13 protein-coding genes are annotated in these 17,896 nt (G+C 68.6%); 3 read left to right on the forward strand and 10 right to left on the reverse strand.

All coding sequences use genetic code 11. The annotated features are described in order from the left end of the window. Positions 1 to 18: 18 nt before the first annotated feature. Together KK7_RS0100490 and KK7_RS0100495 are read left to right on the forward strand one after the other, a co-directional pair. The gene (locus KK7_RS0100490; RefSeq protein WP_010542686.1) at positions 19 to 2,382 is read left to right on the forward strand and encodes a hypothetical protein; all 2,364 of its coding nucleotides are present in this window, start codon (positions 19 to 21) and stop codon (positions 2,380 to 2,382) included. A 40-nt stretch (positions 2,383 to 2,422) separates the two neighbouring features. Further along, the gene (locus KK7_RS0100495; RefSeq protein ID WP_010542687.1) at positions 2,423 to 2,647 is read left to right on the forward strand and encodes a DUF3072 domain-containing protein; all 225 of its coding nucleotides are present in this window, start codon (positions 2,423 to 2,425) and stop codon (positions 2,645 to 2,647) included. Positions 2,648 to 2,659: 12 nt separating this feature from the next. Here the strand turns inward: KK7_RS0100495 and kdsA are convergent, their stop codons facing one another. From kdsA to KK7_RS0100515, 4 genes are read right to left on the reverse strand one after another with little or no spacing between them, the layout of a single operon-like run. After that, positions 2,660 to 3,481, reverse strand: coding sequence for a 3-deoxy-8-phosphooctulonate synthase (gene kdsA, locus KK7_RS0100500; RefSeq protein WP_010542688.1), 822 nt, complete (start codon positions 3,479 to 3,481; stop codon positions 2,660 to 2,662). An 11-nt stretch (positions 3,482 to 3,492) separates the two neighbouring features. After that, positions 3,493 to 4,821 (reverse strand): RraA family protein, encoded by a 1,329-nt coding sequence (locus KK7_RS0100505; RefSeq protein ID WP_010542689.1) that lies wholly within the window; start codon positions 4,819 to 4,821, stop codon positions 3,493 to 3,495. Beyond that, a complete protein-coding gene (locus tag KK7_RS0100510; RefSeq protein ID WP_010542690.1) occupies positions 4,814 to 5,812 on the reverse strand; it encodes a KpsF/GutQ family sugar-phosphate isomerase in 999 nt (332 codons plus the stop codon). The genes KK7_RS0100505 and KK7_RS0100510 overlap by 8 nt, the downstream gene beginning before the upstream one ends. Continuing rightward, positions 5,809 to 6,996: a hypothetical protein gene (locus KK7_RS0100515; RefSeq protein WP_010542691.1), complete on the reverse strand. Its 1,188-nt coding sequence runs from the start codon at positions 6,994 to 6,996 to the stop codon at positions 5,809 to 5,811. The genes KK7_RS0100510 and KK7_RS0100515 overlap by 4 nt, the downstream gene beginning before the upstream one ends. 335 nt (positions 6,997 to 7,331) lie before the next feature. Here KK7_RS0100515 and KK7_RS0100520 point away from each other — a divergent pair, with 335 nt between their 5' ends. Next, complete coding sequence (locus KK7_RS0100520; RefSeq protein ID WP_010542692.1) at positions 7,332 to 9,266, forward strand: hybrid sensor histidine kinase/response regulator; 1,935 nt, start codon at positions 7,332 to 7,334, stop codon at positions 9,264 to 9,266. Between the two features lie 7 nt (positions 9,267 to 9,273). Here the strand turns inward: KK7_RS0100520 and KK7_RS0100525 are convergent, their stop codons facing one another. The 6 genes from KK7_RS0100525 to KK7_RS0100550 form a co-directional block, all read right to left on the reverse strand. Then, positions 9,274 to 9,996 (reverse strand): Crp/Fnr family transcriptional regulator, encoded by a 723-nt coding sequence (locus KK7_RS0100525; protein ID WP_029622554.1) that lies wholly within the window; start codon positions 9,994 to 9,996, stop codon positions 9,274 to 9,276. A gap of 218 nt (positions 9,997 to 10,214) precedes the next feature. Beyond that, entirely contained in the window at positions 10,215 to 12,404 is a 2,190-nt protein-coding gene (locus KK7_RS0100530; RefSeq protein ID WP_010542694.1) for a xanthine dehydrogenase family protein molybdopterin-binding subunit, read from the reverse strand. A 14-nt stretch (positions 12,405 to 12,418) separates the two neighbouring features. Then, positions 12,419 to 13,402, reverse strand: a complete 984-nt coding sequence (locus KK7_RS0100535) for an FAD binding domain-containing protein (RefSeq protein ID WP_010542695.1) — start codon at positions 13,400 to 13,402, stop codon at positions 12,419 to 12,421. Beyond that, a complete protein-coding gene (locus tag KK7_RS19835; RefSeq protein WP_010542696.1) occupies positions 13,399 to 13,899 on the reverse strand; it encodes a 2Fe-2S iron-sulfur cluster-binding protein in 501 nt (166 codons plus the stop codon). The genes KK7_RS0100535 and KK7_RS19835 overlap by 4 nt, the downstream gene beginning before the upstream one ends. Before the next feature lie 80 nt (positions 13,900 to 13,979). Continuing rightward, positions 13,980 to 14,918, reverse strand: a complete 939-nt coding sequence (locus KK7_RS0100545) for a DUF808 domain-containing protein (protein ID WP_010542697.1) — start codon at positions 14,916 to 14,918, stop codon at positions 13,980 to 13,982. A 121-nt stretch (positions 14,919 to 15,039) separates the two neighbouring features. Continuing rightward, positions 15,040 to 17,694 carry a glycoside hydrolase family 3 C-terminal domain-containing protein gene (locus tag KK7_RS0100550; RefSeq protein WP_010542698.1) on the reverse strand — a complete coding sequence of 885 codons (2,655 nt, stop codon included), beginning with the start codon at positions 17,692 to 17,694 and terminating at the stop codon, positions 15,040 to 15,042. Between the last annotated feature and the right edge of the window lie 202 nt (positions 17,695 to 17,896).

The following is a 17,896-nucleotide window of genomic DNA, read 5'->3' on the forward strand; positions in this document are numbered from 1 at the left end:
TCCCCTATAGCGGCGCCCATGCTTCGCATGCCCTTGATCCCGCTGTTGCTGGCGCTGCTCGCCATCGCCCTCCCCGCCCGTGCCCAGCAGAACGCCTTCGACCTGGTCGGCCCGGACCTGAAGCTAAGCGTCACCCGCGGCGACGCGACGCTGCCGATCGGGGCCGTTCCCTCGCTGCTGCCGGGCGACAAGCTGACGGCGGAGGCGGTGCTGCCACCGGACCAGTCTGCCCGCTATCTGTTGATCATCGCCTTCCTGCGCGGCGCGACCAACCCGCCACCCAAGGACTGGTTCTTCGTCGCAGAAACCTGGCACAAGAAGAAGAACCGACTCGAAATCGAGGTGCCGAAGGGCGCCGAGCAGGCGGTGCTGTTGCTCGCGCCGGACACGGGCGGCGGCTTCGATGCCGTGCGCGACACCGTCCGCGGACGGCCGGGCGTGTTCGTCCGCGCGGCGCAGGACATGTTCCAGGCTTCGCTTGATCGCGCCCGCCTGGATGCCTTTGTGGCGGCGATCGCACGGATCGGCGAGAGCGCGCCCGAGCGGCTGGCGACCGATGCGCCAGTGCTCGCCAATGCGCTGCGCATCAAGCTCAATGCCGAATGCCTCACCCGACCGCGCGGGCTGCAGGCCGCCTGCCTCACCCAGAATCGCGACTCGCTGGTGCTCCAGGCGCAGCGCGGCACGACGCTGGCAGAAACACTGACGGGGGCACCGGTGGACCTCGCCTACAGCCTTGCCGCGACGCCCCAGGGCGGCGGCGGCTTCTACAGCCCCTATATCGGTCTGGCGCGCGACGTGGCGAAACTGTTCGGCGCGTTCCGCAGCCCGCAATATCAGTACCTCCCGGCCATCGCGATCGGGCGCGGCGACACGCTGAAGCTGCTGCTCAACAGCGCGCCTTCGTTCCAGAACCCGCGTTCGGTGCTGGTCGCGCCGCTGCCGCCGCTCGGTGCCGCCTCTCCGCCCATCTGGCAGGCCGGCGGGCCGACGCCGGTGTGCCTCGCCAAACCCGGGCTGACGCTGCCGCTGGAGGACGCGCCATTGCTCTACGCCACCGATTTCGGCCGCAACATGTCCGTGCGGGTTACCGGCACGGACGGCAAGAGCCGCGACCTGGCCGTGACCCCCGATGTCGAAAAGGGCGGCGTACGGCTGGACGGCGGCCTGCCGGCGGATATCGGTACCGTCGCAAACGCCGTGCTGCAGGGTCGCTGGGGCTTCGACGGCTTTTCGGGCCCGCGCCTGCCGGTACAGCTCGACGCGATGGGCGCCTGGCGCGCGACGCCGGACAGCAATGTCGTCGTCGGCCGCGACCATCCGCTGCTGCTGCACGGCGGTGCCGCCTTTTGCGTCAGCCAGATCGCGCTGAGCGACGCCAGCGGCACCCGTACGCCTGTTCCATTCAAGGTAACCGGTCAGGACGAGCTGACCATGACCCTGCCGCTCAAGGACGTGAAGCCAGGGTCTCTGACGCTCAACGTCGTCCGCTTCGGCACCGCCCCGCCGGACACCATCCCCCTCACCGCCCGGCTGGAGGCGAGCCGCCTGGATCGCTTCGTCGTCCATGAAGGCGATCAGGGCGGCATGCTGGAAGGCGCCCGGCTGGATCAGGTGACGGGGCTCGACTGGAAAGGCCTACACTTCGCCGCGGGCGCGCTGTCCCGCGGCAGCAAGGGCGACCGGCTGGCGATGACGGCGGAGTCCGCCATTCCTGCCGGCGACGGCGAGGCCGTGGTGCGGCTGCGCGATGGACGGAGCGTCAAGCTTGCCGTGCGTTCGGCAGGCCCGCGTCCGCTGGCGACGGTCCTGAGCCGGGCCGCCGTGTCCCAACAGGCGAAGGAAGGCCTTGCGATCACCTTGCCGGATGGCGTCCTGCCGGCCGACACCGCAATCGACTTTTCCTTGCGCGTGACGCGGGGAACGCTCGGCGACAGCGGTGTGGTGGAGATCACCGGCAGCGACGGGCGCGTCGCGCAGCTGCACCTTGGCGATGGCGGCCTGCAGCGCATCGGCAAGGATGTCGTGGTGGCGCATTTTGCGCCGCGCGCGCTGTTCGGGCCGGGGGTTGCGGGGCCGCTGCGCTTCCGGCTGGTGCAGGATGGCGCGGTTGGCGACTGGCAGCCGCTGGTGGCCGTCGCACGACTACCGGTGCTGAGCGGGCTGACCTGCCCGGCCGAAGGCACCCATTGCACGCTCGCCGGACGCGACCTGTTCGTCGTGGCGGCTGTCAGCGGCAGCGCGGATTTCGCCCAAGCGACGCAGGTGCCGCTCGGCTTCGTGGGGTCCAGCCTCTCCCTGCCGAAGCCGGCGGGCAAATCCCTCTACCTGCGACTCCACGATGCACCGGACAGTATTGCAAGCGTGACGCTGCCCGGCTGATCGGCCTTTCGAACACAACAAGAGCATTGGCGAGGCAGCAATGACCGATACGCTGCACCACCCGAAGCTCGACGAGCATCCGGGTTCGAACACCGAGAAGGACCCGGACAACTGGGTTTCGGGCGACGATCCGATGACGGGCGCCCAGGCCTCCTACCTCACCACGCTGCTGGAGGAAGCGGGCGAGCCGCCGATCGAGGGCGATCTTTCCAAGGCAGAGGCGTCAAAGCGGATCGATACGCTGCAGGATCGGCTCAGCCGCTGAGCATAGGCAGGCTCAGACCTGTTTGGAGAGGGTGTCGAACGCCTTCAACCGGGTGAGCAGGGCCCGCATCTGATCGAGCGGCACCATGTTGGGGCCGTCGCTGGGGGCGGTGTCGGGGGCCTGGTGTGTCTCGATGAACACCGCCGCCACGCCCACGGCCACGGCCGCGCGGGCGAGGGTGGGAACGAATTCGCGCTGCCCACCCGAACTCGTGCCCTGCCCGCCCGGCTGCTGTACGGAGTGGGTGGCATCGAACATCACCGGATAGCCGGTCTCCGCCATGATCGGCAGCGACCGCATGTCGCTCACCAGCGTGTTGTAGCCGAAGCTGGCGCCGCGTTCGCACAGGATCACGTTTTCGTTGCCGGAGGACGCGATCTTCTTGGCGACGTTCTTCATGTCCCAGGGCGCGAGGAACTGGCCCTTCTTCACGTTGATCGCGCGTCCGGTATGGGCGGCTGCGACCAGCAGATCGGTCTGGCGGCAGAGAAAGGCCGGGATCTGCAGGACGTCGACCACCTCGGCCACCGGCGCGCACTGGCCGGCATCATGCACGTCCGTGAGCACCGGGCAGCCGAACTGCGCCTTCAGGTCCGCGAACACCTGCAGCGCCGCATCCATCCCGATGCCGCGCGGCGCGTCGATCGAGGTGCGGTTCCCCTTGTCGAACGAGCTCTTGTAGATGAACCCGATGCCGAGAGCGGCGCAGAGCGTGGTCAGCGCCTCGGCCATGAAGAAGGCATGGTCGCGGCTCTCCATCGCGCAGGGCCCCGCGATAAGCACGAACGGCTTGTCATTGGCGATTTCGAGGGCACCGACCTTGACCGTCTTCATCTTCAAATCCTTCAAAACGCACCGCATTCGGCGAGGATCGCGTCCACGTCGCGGCCGCGCGCCGCAGCCATGCGGATGCGTGCCTCGTTGGAGAGCACGTTCCAGGCGGCTTCCTCGATCTCGGGCCACAGCGCCCGCGGGATGGCCACTATCCCATCTGCATCGGCAAATACCACATCGCCGTTGGCGATCGTGACCTCGCCCATCGTGATCGGGCGGTTCATCGCTTTGAGTGTGCCTTCATACTTGATGTCGTCGCAGGTCTGGCCGCGGGCATAGACCGGCAGACCCAGCGCGCGCACATCGGCGGTGTCGCGCGTCGCGCCGTCGATCACCGCACCCACCGCGCCCGATCGGATCGCGAGATTGGCGTTGAGATCGCCGAAATAGGCATATTCGGGGACGTCGGTCGCCACCATGATCACGTCGCCCGGACGCACGAAGCGATAGGATTGCAGCGCGCCGTAGATGCCGTGCCACGGCCCGTCGGGCGAGCGATCGGGCCGCTGGGCGAGCGCCGCCAGTTCGATCGTCTTGGCACGGCCGAGAAACTTGCCGCCGCTCGTCGGGCGCAGCGCCTTGGGCAGCACCACGCGGTGGCCGCGCTCCTTGAGGATATCCGACAGCACCGGCGAGGAAAGGTGCGGCAGCATTGCCCGGAATCGCGTCACCTCGGCCTGGCGGAATCCGGCGGCTACGGTTTCGGCGATCACCAGATCGTGATGGTGGGTGATGTCGATCTGCTCGATCGGATCGAGGTCGAACAGGATCGGTCGCGTACCGAAGCGGCGGGTGGCAGGCCCCTCCCCGGTACGGCGGACGATGTACAGGCTCATCGCCTCGACGATCGTCTCCGGCAGCTCGACGCTGTTGGGAACGCGGCCGGTGCCATAGACGGGCCCCTGCCCCGTCCAGCAATATTGCTTGGCGCGGGTGACCGCGACGAGGCTGTCCGCTTCAGGATCAGCAAGCAGGCGATCGATCGCCCGGCCGATCGTCTCGGCGGTGACGAAGGGCGCGGTACAGAGCATCTGGATCCAGATATCGGCATCCGGCCGCTGCGAACATTCCCAGGCGAACATGCCGTGCCCGTCGGTGGCGTTGGTGGCGAGCCCGGCCGGGCGCTGCAGCCAGGTGACCGGCAGGTCGCTCGCCATGTCGGCCATCGCCTTGCTCTCGGTATCGAGGCAGACCTCGGTGATCGCCGGGCAGTCGAGCGCCTGAAGCAGCTTGCGCTTGAACAGATGCTCGCCGTCCAGGATCCGCGTATTCTTGTCCGAGACGCGCTCGCTATTGCCCTTGGCGGGGACGAAGGCGACGATCTTCAGGGGCTTAGCCATTCATCATATCCTTGGCATGCAACATGCCGTGCAGACGTCCCTCCCCGTCGACCACGGGCAGAACCAGAAATCCCCCTGCATGCTCGCGAAGCAGCAGCAGCGCGTCGCCCAGCGTCGCGGTGACGTCGATCACTTGCGGGTGGGGCTGCATCAACGTGGCCGCGGGGGTGTCGTAAACGTCGCGGCGCGACTGGAAGTGGCGGCGCACATCGCCGTCGACCACCAGCCCGAGCAGGTGCTGGTCGGCATCGACCACACAGGCCGCGCCCATCCGCCCGGCGGACATCGCGGCGAGCAGGTCCGCGACCGGCGCATCGGGACCGACCTTGGGCAGCTCATCGCCGGTGCGCATCAGCGTTCGCAGCGGAATCGACTGGCGGCCGAGCAGGCCTGCCGGGTGGTGACGCAGGAAGTCCGTCCGGGTGAAACCGCGCGACCGGCTGACCGCCACCGCCAGTGCATCGCCGATCGCGAGCTGGAGCGTGGTGCTGCAAGTCGGCGCCATGCCGATATGGTCGGCCTCGCCGGCGGTGATGGCGGGAATGAGGATGTCGACCGCGCGACCGAGCGGCGAATCCGGTCGGCCGACCACCCCGATCAGCAGGCAGGCACGCGCCTTGAGCAGCGGCAGGATGCGCGCGATCTCGTCGGTGGTGCCGCTGTTGGAGAAGAGCAGCACGACATTGCCGTCCTGCACCGCCCCCAGGTCGCCATGTGCCGCCTCGCCCGCGTTGAGCGCGAAGGCCGGCGTGCCGAGGCTGGAGAAGGTGGCGGCAACCTTGGCGGCGATCAGCCCGGACTTGCCCATGCCGAGGCAGGTGAGCGGGCTCGCCTGCCCGGCGATCGCGGCGACGGCATCGGCCAGCGAGGGCGGTAGCACCGCCTCGAACGCCTGCAATGCGCGGCGTTCGGCAGCGATCACCTCACCGGCCCAGGCGAGCGCGGCCGCCGGGGGCGCATCTGGCGCGCGGACGATGGCACCGAGCTTCATGCCGCCAGCTCCTCGCGCGCGGCATAGCGTTCCAGCAGGCCCAGCCCCGCTTCCCAGCGGGCGGGATCGAACGGCTTGCACGCACGCTGGACCACCATCGCGCCGGTCAGCGCCGGATCGGTCGGGTGGAAGGCCTCGTTGGCATAATGATAGCCGAACCAGCGGCGCGCGGCCGCGATGTCGGGCCTGGCGGCCGTGCCGTCGGCAATGGCGGTGAAGAAGCGGGGCAGATCGGTTTCCATGTGGAGCCAGGATGCGCTTTCGAACCGCGACGTCCGATGCATCGGTGTGCCGAAGGCCGCGGCGGTGGCAAATGTCTTGGAATCATGGAGCAGCACGCCGTCGACATGGGCAAGCAGCGCCGTGGTCGGCGCCAGGTCGAGCGCCGCCGGATCGACGAGGATCGGCGTGCCGAGTGCCACGATCGCGGCGTGGAGCGGCTCGCGATCGACATAGAGCGTGTTGAGCGGGTGATCGGTCACCACCAGCGTCGCGCCGACCGCCTCCGCGGCAGCAGCGGCACGGCCGACCAGCGCCGCGTCGGTCAGTCCGGCCGGGCGATGAGCGAGGTAGAAATTCTCTTCATGGGCATATTCGAGCGGCAGCAGGACCGCCGGACGGTCCATCGGCAAGCCCAGCGCACCGAATACCGTCGCGCGATCCGGGACGGTGGCGCGCCAATGCGCCAGCATGTCCTCCCAATGCGGAGCAATCAGCGCATCGATGCGTGCAGCCTCGACGTCCGACAGTGCGGGCATCACCCCATTGGCGAACAGCGTGTCGGTGAAATAGATGGTATTCGGCCGCGCGCCCAGATCGAACGGCGTGATCACCGCCTCCATCATGTGGCGGACGATGCCGGGGAAATGGCGCGGCGTCTCGATATCAGCACTGCGACAAAGCACCAAATCCGGCGCCAGGCCTCGGACATAGGCGATCAGTTCGTCGCGATCGACGGGTGCGGTGCGCAGGCTCGGATGCGCAGGATCGTCGATGATCGACCATTGCACGCCGTCCAGATCGGCGCAGCGCCGCAGCTGGTCGGGCCCGATGCCGGTATTCTGCCAGGGCGCGGGGGCAAGGACGTGGACCTCCGCGACGCTCGCCGTGCGGCGGATCAGCGGCTCGAACACCTGCTCGAACCACCAGGGCGTCGCCACCGGAAGATAGAAGAGGATCTTCACCGACGCATGCTCCCGGAACGCATCGGCCGGGCGCCGTTCGATCGAAGGATGCGGTCTGCCAAGGCCTGCTCCACTGCACGTCGGGAGACACCAACACGTTCCCGTCCGTCTCTTATAGGAACAGCGGCACCTGCATCGGGCGGAGACGCTAGGAAAAACTTGCCTAGTTGCCTGGACCCCACGTGCGGCCGAACGCGAAGCCGCACCTGTCGGCAGAGCGTCCCATCTCGTTACACCCTAGCTATTGATCCAGGATATAGGTTTGACAATCCTAGTGAAATACATGCCAACTCCCTAATTGGGCAGGATCAGCCCGTGTAGGGGGGACAGGTCTAGTGCGACGTTCGCTGATCCTCATGGGTCTGACCGGTCTGCTACCCATCGTCGTGCTGGGTGCGGCCTATGGTGCGGTGACCTTGCGCGAGCAGCGAGCAGCGCTGGATCGCCAGGCGGCGCTCGCCAGCCGTTCCACCGCGCGGCTCGTCGGCCGCGAGATCGCGGCGACACTGGATGCGGTGAAGATGATCAGCCGCTCGCCGTCGCTCGATTCCGGCATCAACCGCCCGATCTTCACCCGCCTCGGCCTGCGGCTGATGGAGGATCATCCCGACTGGGCGGCATTGAGCATCGCCGACCTGGACGGCAATCGCGTTCTCGACCTGCCCAAGCCGATCGGCGGCGCCCTGGGCAAGGTGGTCGAACCCGGCAGCCTGGCCGCGGCGATCCGCACGCGACAACCGCAGGTGGGCCTTGTCGTGCCCGGCCCCGACCGGATGACCGCCTTCGCCGTGCGCGCGCCGGTGATCCAGGACGGGGCGCCGCGCTATGTCGTCTCCGCGGTGGTGCCGGTCCGCGCGATGCAGCACCTGCTCTATACGGAGTCGGTCCCTGCGGACTGGCGCCTCCGGCTGATCGACGCGCGCGGCACCGTGGTCGCCCAATCCGGCACGGTCGGCGACGAGGAAATGGCGGCGATCGTCACCTCCGTGCCGGAGAGCGGCTGGCGCGTCGAAGTGGCGGTGCCGCGGGGGAGTTTCGCAGCGCTCACCCGACAGACGCGATGGGTGCTGGTCGGCGGCGGGGTGCTGGCCCTGGCGGTGTTCGCCGCGCTCGCCTTCGCCCTTGCGGTCGAACTGCGACGATACCGCCAGCGTCAGGCGGCAACGGTGCAGGCACAGCGACTGGAAGCCCTTGGCCGGCTGACCGGCGGCGTGGCGCACGACCTCAACAACCTGCTGACCCCGATCCTGGGCGGGCTGGACCTGCTGCGCGGACGGACCGGCGACGATCCCAAGGCACAACGCTATATCGACAGCGCGACGCACAGTGCCGAACGCGCCCGCAGCCTGGTCGCGCGGCTGCTCGCTTATGCCAAGCGCCAGGCGCTGACGCCCGAGGCAATCGATGTGCCGACGATGCTGGCCGACCTGCACGAACTGCTGCAGCGCTCGGTCGGGCCGACGATCGGCTGCACGATCCACAGCGCCCAAGACCTGCCGCCCGTCCGCGCCGATCGGAACCAGCTGGAACTGGCGGTGCTCAACCTCGTCATCAACGCGCGCGACGCGATCAAGACCGGCGGGCGGCTCAGCGGCACCATCGTGATCGCCGCCCGTCCGCCCCGCCGCGAGGATCTGCGCGGGCTGGCCCGGGGTGACTATCTCGCACTGGCGGTGCACGACGATGGCTGCGGCATGGATGCGGCGACGCTGCGCCGGGCGATGGAGCCGTTCTTCACCACCAAGGCGGGCGATCGCGGCACCGGCCTCGGCCTGTCGATGGTGCATGGCTTCGCCGAGCAATCCGCCGGCCGGCTGGTGCTGGAAAGCGCGCCCGGCCAGGGCACCAGTGCGACGCTGATCCTGCCGGTGACCGACGCGCCACCCGCCGTCGCCGATGATGCGCGCGACCGCCCAACCCGCACCGCCGAGATCCTGCTGGTCGACGACGATCCCGCGGTGCGCGAAGCGGCGGCCGAAGTGCTGCGCGCCCATGGCCATCAGGTGGCCGAGGCGGAATCGCTCAGCCAGGGCATGGCCGCCCTGGCCGACGCGCCGGGCACGGCCTTGATCATCACCGACTATATGATGCCCGGCGGCACCGGCGGCGAGTTCATCGCCCGCGCCCGCGACGCCGGCATGCCCCAGCCCTTCCTGCTGCTGACCGGCTATACCGACGCCGCCGAGGATCTGCCCGGCGACGTCCCCCAGCTCCGCAAGCCGTTCCGCGAGCGCGAATTGCTCGACGCGGTGGACGCGCTGCTCGGCTGAGCCCGGCTTACATCTCGCCGGGAACGGGCAGCCAGACCGGGTCGAAGCGGACCTTGCGGGGCGGCACCGGCGAAATCTTGTGCAGCCTCTCGATATCGACGAGCGCGATCCGCTGGCCGTGGCGTGCGATAAGCCCTTCGCGCTCGAGGAGCCGCATCGTGCGGTTGACATGCACCGCCGTCAATCCGAGCACATCGCCGAGCAGCTCCTGGGTCAGCGGCAGGTCGAAGCAGGCATTCTCCACCGCACCGATCTTGGCGAGGCGATCATGCAGGTCGAGCAGCAGCCGCACCATCCGCTCGCGTGCCGAGGACTTGCCCAGCGCCGCGACGATATCCATCAGCGCCAGCCGCTCGATCTGCACCATCATGAAGAACAGGGCAGCGATGCGGGGATGCCGGGCCAGGACCTCGCGCAGGCGGGTGAGCGGTACCGCGGCGACCCGGCACTCGGTAATCGCTGTCAGCGTATCGGCGGCGGTATCGAGCACCATGCTGGGCGTGCCCATCATGTCCCCCGTTATGTGGACCTTGACGATCTGGCGCTGCCCGCTCGGCAGGCGGATCGCGGAACTCGCCCAGCCTTCGAGCAGCAGATAGAAGGCATCGACTGGCTCGCGCTCGCGGCGGATCACGCTTTGGCGACGGAACATAATCTCGGCATCGCCCAACCCGGACAGCAGCTCCGCCTCGGCCGCACTCAGCGTTGCCTGTCCGTAGAATCGCGTCAACGGGTAGTTCGGCACCCCAGAGTCCCCCCATACTGGATGTGTCGCCCGCCGACCGAAATCGGCGATCGGGAACGGCGCCCAACCCGCTAGGCCGACGCATCGCTCGCGAAACGATGCCTAGCTGACAGCGCGACGGCTGGCAATCGTAGCCAGCCCGGCATTTCGCCTTAACCTACTATAAGGTTTGATCTTTTCTTAGGGGATCTAGACGGGGGAGCTCAGGCGTCCGGCAGGTCTTCGAGCAGCTTGTCCGGGGTGATCGGGAAGCTGCGGACCCGCACGCCGCAAGCGTGGTGCACGGCGTTCGCGATCGCCCCCGCCGCGCCGCAGATGCCCAGCTCGCCCACGCCCTTGGCTTGGAGCGGGCTCCCGGCAGCATCGCGCTCGTCTACCAGCACCACCTCTAGGGCCGGTACATCCAGATTGACCGGTACATGGTACTCGGCCAGATCATGATTTACGAGGTGGCCGTCGCGGGGATCGAACACCAGCTCCTCGGTCAGGGCGCTGCCGATACCCCACACCATGCCGCCCAGGCACTGCGAGGTGGCAGTCTTCTCGTTGAGCGCGCGGCCCAGTCCGAAGGCGCCGGTCATCCGCCGCACCCGCGTTTCGCCGGTATAGGCATTGACGCCGACCTCGACGAAGAAGGCGCCGTACATCGCGATGGCGAACTTCTCGTCGATGCCACCATTCTTGAAATGGCCGGTCTCGCTGATGTCAGCAGTCAGGAGTTGGGTGAAGGGGATGCGGCGGTTGCCGGCGATCGCCTCGCCATCCTTCAGCGTGAGATCCGTTTCCTCAATGCCGAGCTGCTCGGCCAGCTGCTCGCGGATCGCCTCGCAGGCGACGAACACCGCCGAACCGGTCGAGGCCGCGCCCCAGCTGCCGCCCGAGCCCGAGCCCGGCGGGTAGCGGGTGTCCCCCAGCTGGACGAGCACCTTCTCCGGCGGCAGGCCCAGCATCTCGCCGGCGATCTGGCCGAGAATGGCATAGGTGCCGGTGCCGATATCGGTCATGTCGCTTTCGACCACCGCCGTGCCGTCGCTCGACAGCGTGACCTTGGCCTGCGCTTCGTTCAGATTGTGGACGCGGCAGGCGGTCGCCATGCCGGTGCCGATCCACCATTCGCCTTCACGACGCTGGCAGGGCCGGCGATCGGTGCCGTCCCAGCCGAACCGATCGGCGCCGACCTTGAGGCACTCCGCCAGCCGCCGCGAGCTATAGGGAAGCCCCTGGCTCGGATGCTCCTCGGGGATATTGCGCAACCGCAGCGCGACAGGATCGATGCCGCTGGTGATCGCCAGTTCGTCCATCGCCGCTTCGAGGCACTGCATGCCCACCGCCTCGCCCGGCGCGCGGACCGATCCCGCCGTCATCCGGTGAATACGGGCGAGATCGATGCGCAGCGTGCGGTGCTCGCCGCGATACAGGAACTCGCTCGCCTGGGTGACGGGCTCCGCGAATTTCTCGCCGGGAAGATTGGAGACCCATGCCTCATGCCCGAAGCCGCTCAGCCGCCCCTCGGCATCCGCGGCGAGGCGGATACGCTGGCGCGTCTCGGACCGGCGCATCACGCACTGGAAGACCTGTTGGCGACTCATCACCACCTGAACCGGTCGCGCCAGCTCGATCGCCGCCACCGCCGCCGCAGCCAGTTCCGCACTGATGCCGAGCTTCGATCCGAAGCCGCCGCCGACATAGGGCGCGATCAGCCGCACCTGCTCGGGCTTGAGGCCCAGCGCATCGGCCAGTTCCTTCTGGTTGTATTTGAGCATCTGCAGGCTCGAATGGGCAGTCAGTGTATTGCCGTCCCACTCGGCGATGCTGGCATGCGGCTCCATCGCCGCGCTGGCATGGCCTTCGGTGGTGTAGGTGACATCCACCGCGTGCGCGGCGTCGCGCATCGCGGCGTCGAGATTGCCCCGCTGCACGGGCTCGCCATAGGATTCGTGGCTGGCATGGCCGTCCTCCTGCGCCAGCGGGACACGAGCGGGATCGTCGGCGCGGTAGGCGATGCGGAGCCGGGTGGCGGCGTCGCGCGCCTGCTCGAAGGTCTCGGCGACGACAAGCGCTACCGGCTGGCCGTAATAGTCGACCTTCTGGATCTCGCGCACTGGCGACTTGCCCGCGCCGCCCTGCGCCGAGCGCGTGATCATCCTTGGATCGGCGATCACCGCCAGCACGCCGGGCATGGCGAGCACGGGCGCTGATTCGATCTCCACCACTTCGCCACGACTGATCGTTGAAAGGACGAGCACGCCCTCCGCGCAGTCGGGAACGACATATTCGGCGGCATAGGGGGCGACGCCGCTGGTCTTGGCGCTGCCGTCGGGCCGATCGAGCGGGCGGCCGATGATGCCCTGCGCCATCGCATCGAGCCGGTTGCGTTCGTCCGGCTTGTCCATCGTGTACAGGCGAGTCACAGCGTACCTCCCGTCGCTTCGCGCAGCACCGCTTTCAGCGTGCGGCGGGTGAGCGGAATCTTGAAATCGTTGCTGCCCTGCCCGCGGGCCTGATCGAGCAGCAGGATGGCGGCTTCGTCGAACAACGCATCCGAGGGCGCCTGACCTTCGAGCAACTGCTCGACGCGGGGATCGTGCCAAGGCTTGTGCGCCAGCCCACCGAAGGCGAGCCGCGCCCGGGCGATCACACCGTCCTCCAGATGCACCACCGCCGCCACCGAGACGAGCGCGAAGGCATAGGAGGCCCGGTCGCGCACCTTGCGGTAGAGCTGCGTGCCGCCCACCGGCGCCGGCAGCACCACGCCGGTGATCACGTCCCCGGGCTCCAGCACATTGTCACGCTCGGGCGTGTCGCCGGGCAGGCGGTGGAAGTCGCGCACCGGCACGTGTCGCTTGTCACCCTTGGCATCAAGGATCTCCACCGCCGCGTCGAGCGCCGACAGCGCCACCGCCATGTCGCCCGGATAGGTGGCGATGCAGGCGTCGCTGGCGCCGAGGATCGCGTGGATGCGGTTGAACCCGCCGACCGCCGCGCAGCCGGTGCCGGGCGCGCGTTTGTTGCACGCTTGGGCAAGGTCATAGAAATAGTAACAGCGGGTCCGCTGGCACAGATTGCCGCCGGTCGTCGCCTTGTTGCGCAGCTGGAAGGTCGCGCCCGCCAGGATCGCGCGGGCTAGCACCGGATACTGGCTACGGATACGCGGATCGGCGGCGCAGGCGCTGTTCGAGACGAGCGCGCCGATATGGAGCCCCTCCCCGCGCGGTTCGATCCCGCCCAGCGGCAGGCGGTTGAGGTCTACCAGTGCGCTGGGCGTTTCCACTTCGAGCTTCATCAGGTCGAGCAGGTTGGTGCCACCGGCGATCGGCCTGGCACGGTCCGCGACGAGCAACTGGTGCGCTTCGCCAAGGCCATGCGCGCGCTGATAGTCGAAGGGCTTCATGCCTGGGCCCCCGCCACTTCGGCAATCGCCGCGACGATGTTGGAATAGGCCCCGCAGCGGCAGACATTGCCGCTCATCCGCTCGCGGATTTCCTCCCCGGTGAGGACCGGGGTGCCTGCGACGTCGTCGCTGACATAGCTGGTCCAGCCGGCTGCGATCTCATCGAGCATCGCCTTGGCCGAGCAGATCTGGCCCGGCGTGCAATAGCCACACTGATAGCCGTCATGCCGCACGAACGCGGCCTGTAGCGGGTGCGGCGCATCGGGCGTGCCGAGCCCCTCGATGGTCGTCACGCTGTCGCCGTCGTGCATCACGGCGAGCGTCAGGCAGCTGTTGATGCGCTGGCCGTTGAGCAGCACCGTGCACGCGCCGCACTGGCCATGGTCGCACCCTTTCTTGGTGCCGGTAAGGCCGGCATCGCGGCGGAGGAAATCGAGCAGGCTGGTGCGGGGATCGACATCGAGCGCGTGGTCGACGCCGTTGATGGTGATGGGCATGCGGGGTCTCCCTGGTCAGAGGGGCGAACGCGCAGAGGCCGGGATCGGTCCCGATGCAGCTTGGCGAGAATGGGAGTCGATCAGTGCCCCTTGCGGGGAATCAGGTGCAGCAGCCCGGCGATGACGCCGCCGACGATCAGCCCGGCCACCGCCGAGCCCGCGGCATAGACCAGCCATTCGACCACACCGCCCAGCGCGCCGGTCGCCGCACCTGCCGCTTCGGACCAGTGATGCAGCAGGTGCGGCACCGTACCCAGCCCGAATTCCTCCAGCCCGTGCAGCAGGATGCCGCCACCGACCCAGGCCATCGCGCCGACGCCGATATGCGACAGCGCGGTGAGCAGAACCGGCATCGCCTGGACCAGTCCGCGCCCGAAGCCGGCGACCGCACCGCTGGCGCCGCCGCGACTGAGATGCAGGCCGATATCGTCCATCTTCACGATCAGCGCGACGACGCCGTACACGCCGATGGTGATGGCGAACGCCACCAGCACCAGCGCCCCCGCCCGCGTGACGAACGACATGCCGGCCGGCAGCTGCGACAGCGCGATCACCATGATCTCGGCCGAGAGGATCAGATCGGTGCGGATCGCGCCCAGCACCTGGCGCTTCTCCAGCGCCTTGGCGTCGGTGATCGCGGCGACCTCGTCGGCATGGTGCTCGCCCTTCAGCGCCTCGAGAACCTTCTCCGCCGCCTCGAAGCAGAGATAGGCCCCGCCCAGCATCAGGATCGGAGTCAGCGCCCAGGGCGCGAAGGCACTGAGCAGCAGAGCCAGCGGCAGGATCAGCAGCAGCTTGTTGGCGATCGAGCCCAGCGCGATCTTGCCGATGATCGGCAGCTCGCGATCGGGCGACAGGCCGACGACGTAGCGCGGGGTGACCGCGGTATCGTCGATCACCACGCCCGCCGCCTTGGCCCCCGCACGGCCGGCGGCGGCGCCCACGTCGTCCAGCGATGCCGCCGCCAGCTTCGCCAGCGCCGCGATGTCGTCGAGCAATGCGACCAGGCCACCCGCCATCAATTCCCCCTCATGTTTCGCCCCGACTAGCCGAGATGAAACGGAAATGCACGCGAGGGGCGGCAGGCTCCCGCGCGGCGGCGCGAGACATGCTTTGTCACCGCCGCCCGCCCCCGCCTGCTCACTTCGGCAGATCGACGGGCTTGGCAATCTTGAAGGCGACGGAGGCGCCCGGTGCACCGGTGCCAGGCTGGCCCCCGCCCACCGTCACCCGATAGTCGCCGGCCAGCACCCGGTGCCGCCCCTCCACGGTCACCGTGCTGAGATCGCGTGGCGCAAGGGTGAAGCGGATCTTCCGCGCCTCGCCCGGCTGGAGCGACACGCGCTGGAAGCCGCGCAGCGCGATGCGGGGGGCGCCCGGGTCCTCGGGGAAGTCGAGATAGAGCTGCGCCACCTCGTCGCCCGCGCGGCTGCCGGTGTTGCGCACCTCGGCGGTGACGGTCAGCCCGGTCGCCGGCCCGCCATCCGCCTTGTCCACCACCGGCGCGGCGTAGGTGAAGCTGGTGTAGCTGAGCCCGTGGCCGAACGGATAGACCGGGGTACCGGTGAAGTAGCGATAGGTTCGCCCCTTCATGCCATAGTCGCCGAACGGCGGCAGATCGTCGACGCTGCGGTAGAAGGTCAGCGGCAGCCGGCCCGAGGGGCTGGTCTTGCCGGACAGCACATTGGCAATCGCGGTGCCGCCCAGCTCGCCCGGATACCACGCCTCCAGGATCGCCGCGGCATGGTCCTTGGCCCAGCTCAGGTTGATCGGGCTGCCGTTCATCGCCACTACCACCAAGGGCTTGCCGGTAGCGCGTGCTGCCTCCAGCAACGCCTGCTGGTCCGGCAGCAGATCGAGGCTGGTCTTGTCGCCGCCCTTGAAGCCGGGGATCTGCACCGGCGATTCTTCGGCCTCGAGGTCCGAGGTGAGGCCCACCACCGCGACCAGCACGTCGGCACCAGCCGCCGCCGCCTTCATCTCGGCGACCGGATCGGCACTGATCCGCTTCCAGACGAGATCGATGCCGGACAGCACATGCTCGTCGGTGCGCACCTCGATCGGGTAGCGCTTGCCCTTGGTGAGCTTCACCTCGCGCATCGTCGGCAGGCTGCCCCAGCCCGCCTTGCTGAGGTCCACGAACGGCTTGCCCTCGAAGAGCATCGCGCCGCCGAAGCCGGTCAGGCCCAGCCGGTAGGTGCCGGTCTCGGGCGGCACCAGAAAGCCGGTCCAGACCGTCCGATGATGGTCGGAAACGGTCGGCAGATCGAGGCTGCGGGCGGAGACATCGGCCTCGACGCGGGTGACCACCGGCGTGTCGGCGAACTGCATCCTGGCGGTAGCGTCGCGGAAGGTGCCGGGCGCGAACTCGGCCGGTGCGGGCGTAACCGGATTGAAGTAGCGGGCGAGCAGGCCGGGCTTGCCGTCCGGCGTGCGCAGCGCGGACGCAGGCACCGGATCGCCGTCGGTCACCGAGGCGCCGAACGGCGCATAGCGGACGTTGGCGGCCGGGAAGGCGCGTCGCAACCCCTCGACCACCGAGATCGGCTCGCCCGATTGCGACGAGGAATAGTTGCCGCGCAGCACCCGGGTCGCGTCGCCCAGTGGGCCGATCACCGCGATGCGGCTGCCCGGCTTCAACGGCAGGAGCCCGTCATTCTTGAGCAGCACCAGGCTCTTCTCCGCCGCGGCCAGCGCAAGCGCCCGGTGCGCCGGCGCGCCGATATCGCTGCGCTTGCCGCCCGTCGTGCGGATGCCGGGCAGGTCGCCGTTGCGCAGCCGGGCGGAGAACAGCCGCACCAGGGTGCGATCGATCTCTCCTTGCGTGATCAGCCCCTTGGCCAGCGCCTCGCGATACCGATCGGTCAGCCCGCCGGTGTCGGTCAGCGTCTGGGTGTGGCACTCATTGTCCACGCCCGCGCGGATCGCCGCCGCCACCGCGGTCGCGCCGTCGGGCGCATAGTGATGGTTGTCGCTGATGTCCTTCACCGCATCGCAGTCGGAGACGACATAGCCCTTGAAACCCCAGGCGCCGCGCAGATGGTCCTTCAGCAGTTCGTCGCTGGCGCAGGCCGGCCGGCCGTCGATGCGGTTATAGGCGCACATGACCGATCCCGCCTTGCCCTCGACGACCGCGGCACGGAACGCCGGGAGATAGGTGTCCTCCAGATCGTGGCGCGAGACGAACACGTTCGCTTCGTGGCGGGTCGATTCCGGTCCACTGTGGACGGCGAAATGCTTGGGCGTGGCGATCACGTCGGGCAGGTCCGGGTTCGGCCCCTGCATGCCGGTCACGAAGGCAACTCCCATTCGCGCGGTCAGGAACGGGTCCTCGCCATAGGTCTCCTGCCCCCGGCCCCAGCGCGGATCGCGGAAGATGTTGATGTTGGGTGACCAGGTATCCAGCCCGGTGCCGATCCGGCCCATGCGGCCGGTCTGCCTGGCGAGCGCGTGCAGCCCCTGCACCTCGCTGCTGATCGCGGCGGCAACGTCGTGGACCAGCGGCACATCGAAGCTGGCGGCAAGGCCGATCGGCTCGGGGAAATTGGTGGTCGGCACCGTGCCGAGCGCGCCGTGGAGCGATTCCGTCCACCAGTTGTAGCGCGGGATGTTGAGGCGCGGGATCGCCGGTGCGACGTTGAGCAGTTGGCCGAGCTTCTCCTCGGGCGTCAGCTGGGCGACGATGGCGGCCGCCTTGGCATCGGCCTCGGCTCGCGGATCGACAGCGGTCTGGGCGAGCGCGGGCAGCGGCGTGAGCACGGCGGCGAGCAGCGCGGCGCGGATCGTGCGGTTCATTGATATTCCCCTTTGCGGCTCTTCAGACCGGTTGCAGCCCGTGTTCGTGGATCTTGCGGATCAGGTCGCGGTGGCGATGCAGCCGAAGCCGCTATTGCCGAAGGTGTTCGCGCTGCGGAAGCTGAACTGGTCGTCTGTACTCCGACATAGCCGGTGACGTTAGCTCTATCGCTGCCGATCGTCCGAGTCGCGGGGACGATCG

Origin of the sequence: Sphingomonas elodea ATCC 31461, from assembly GCF_000226955.1 — a bacterium.
Lineage (GTDB): Bacteria > Pseudomonadota > Alphaproteobacteria > Sphingomonadales > Sphingomonadaceae > Sphingomonas > Sphingomonas elodea.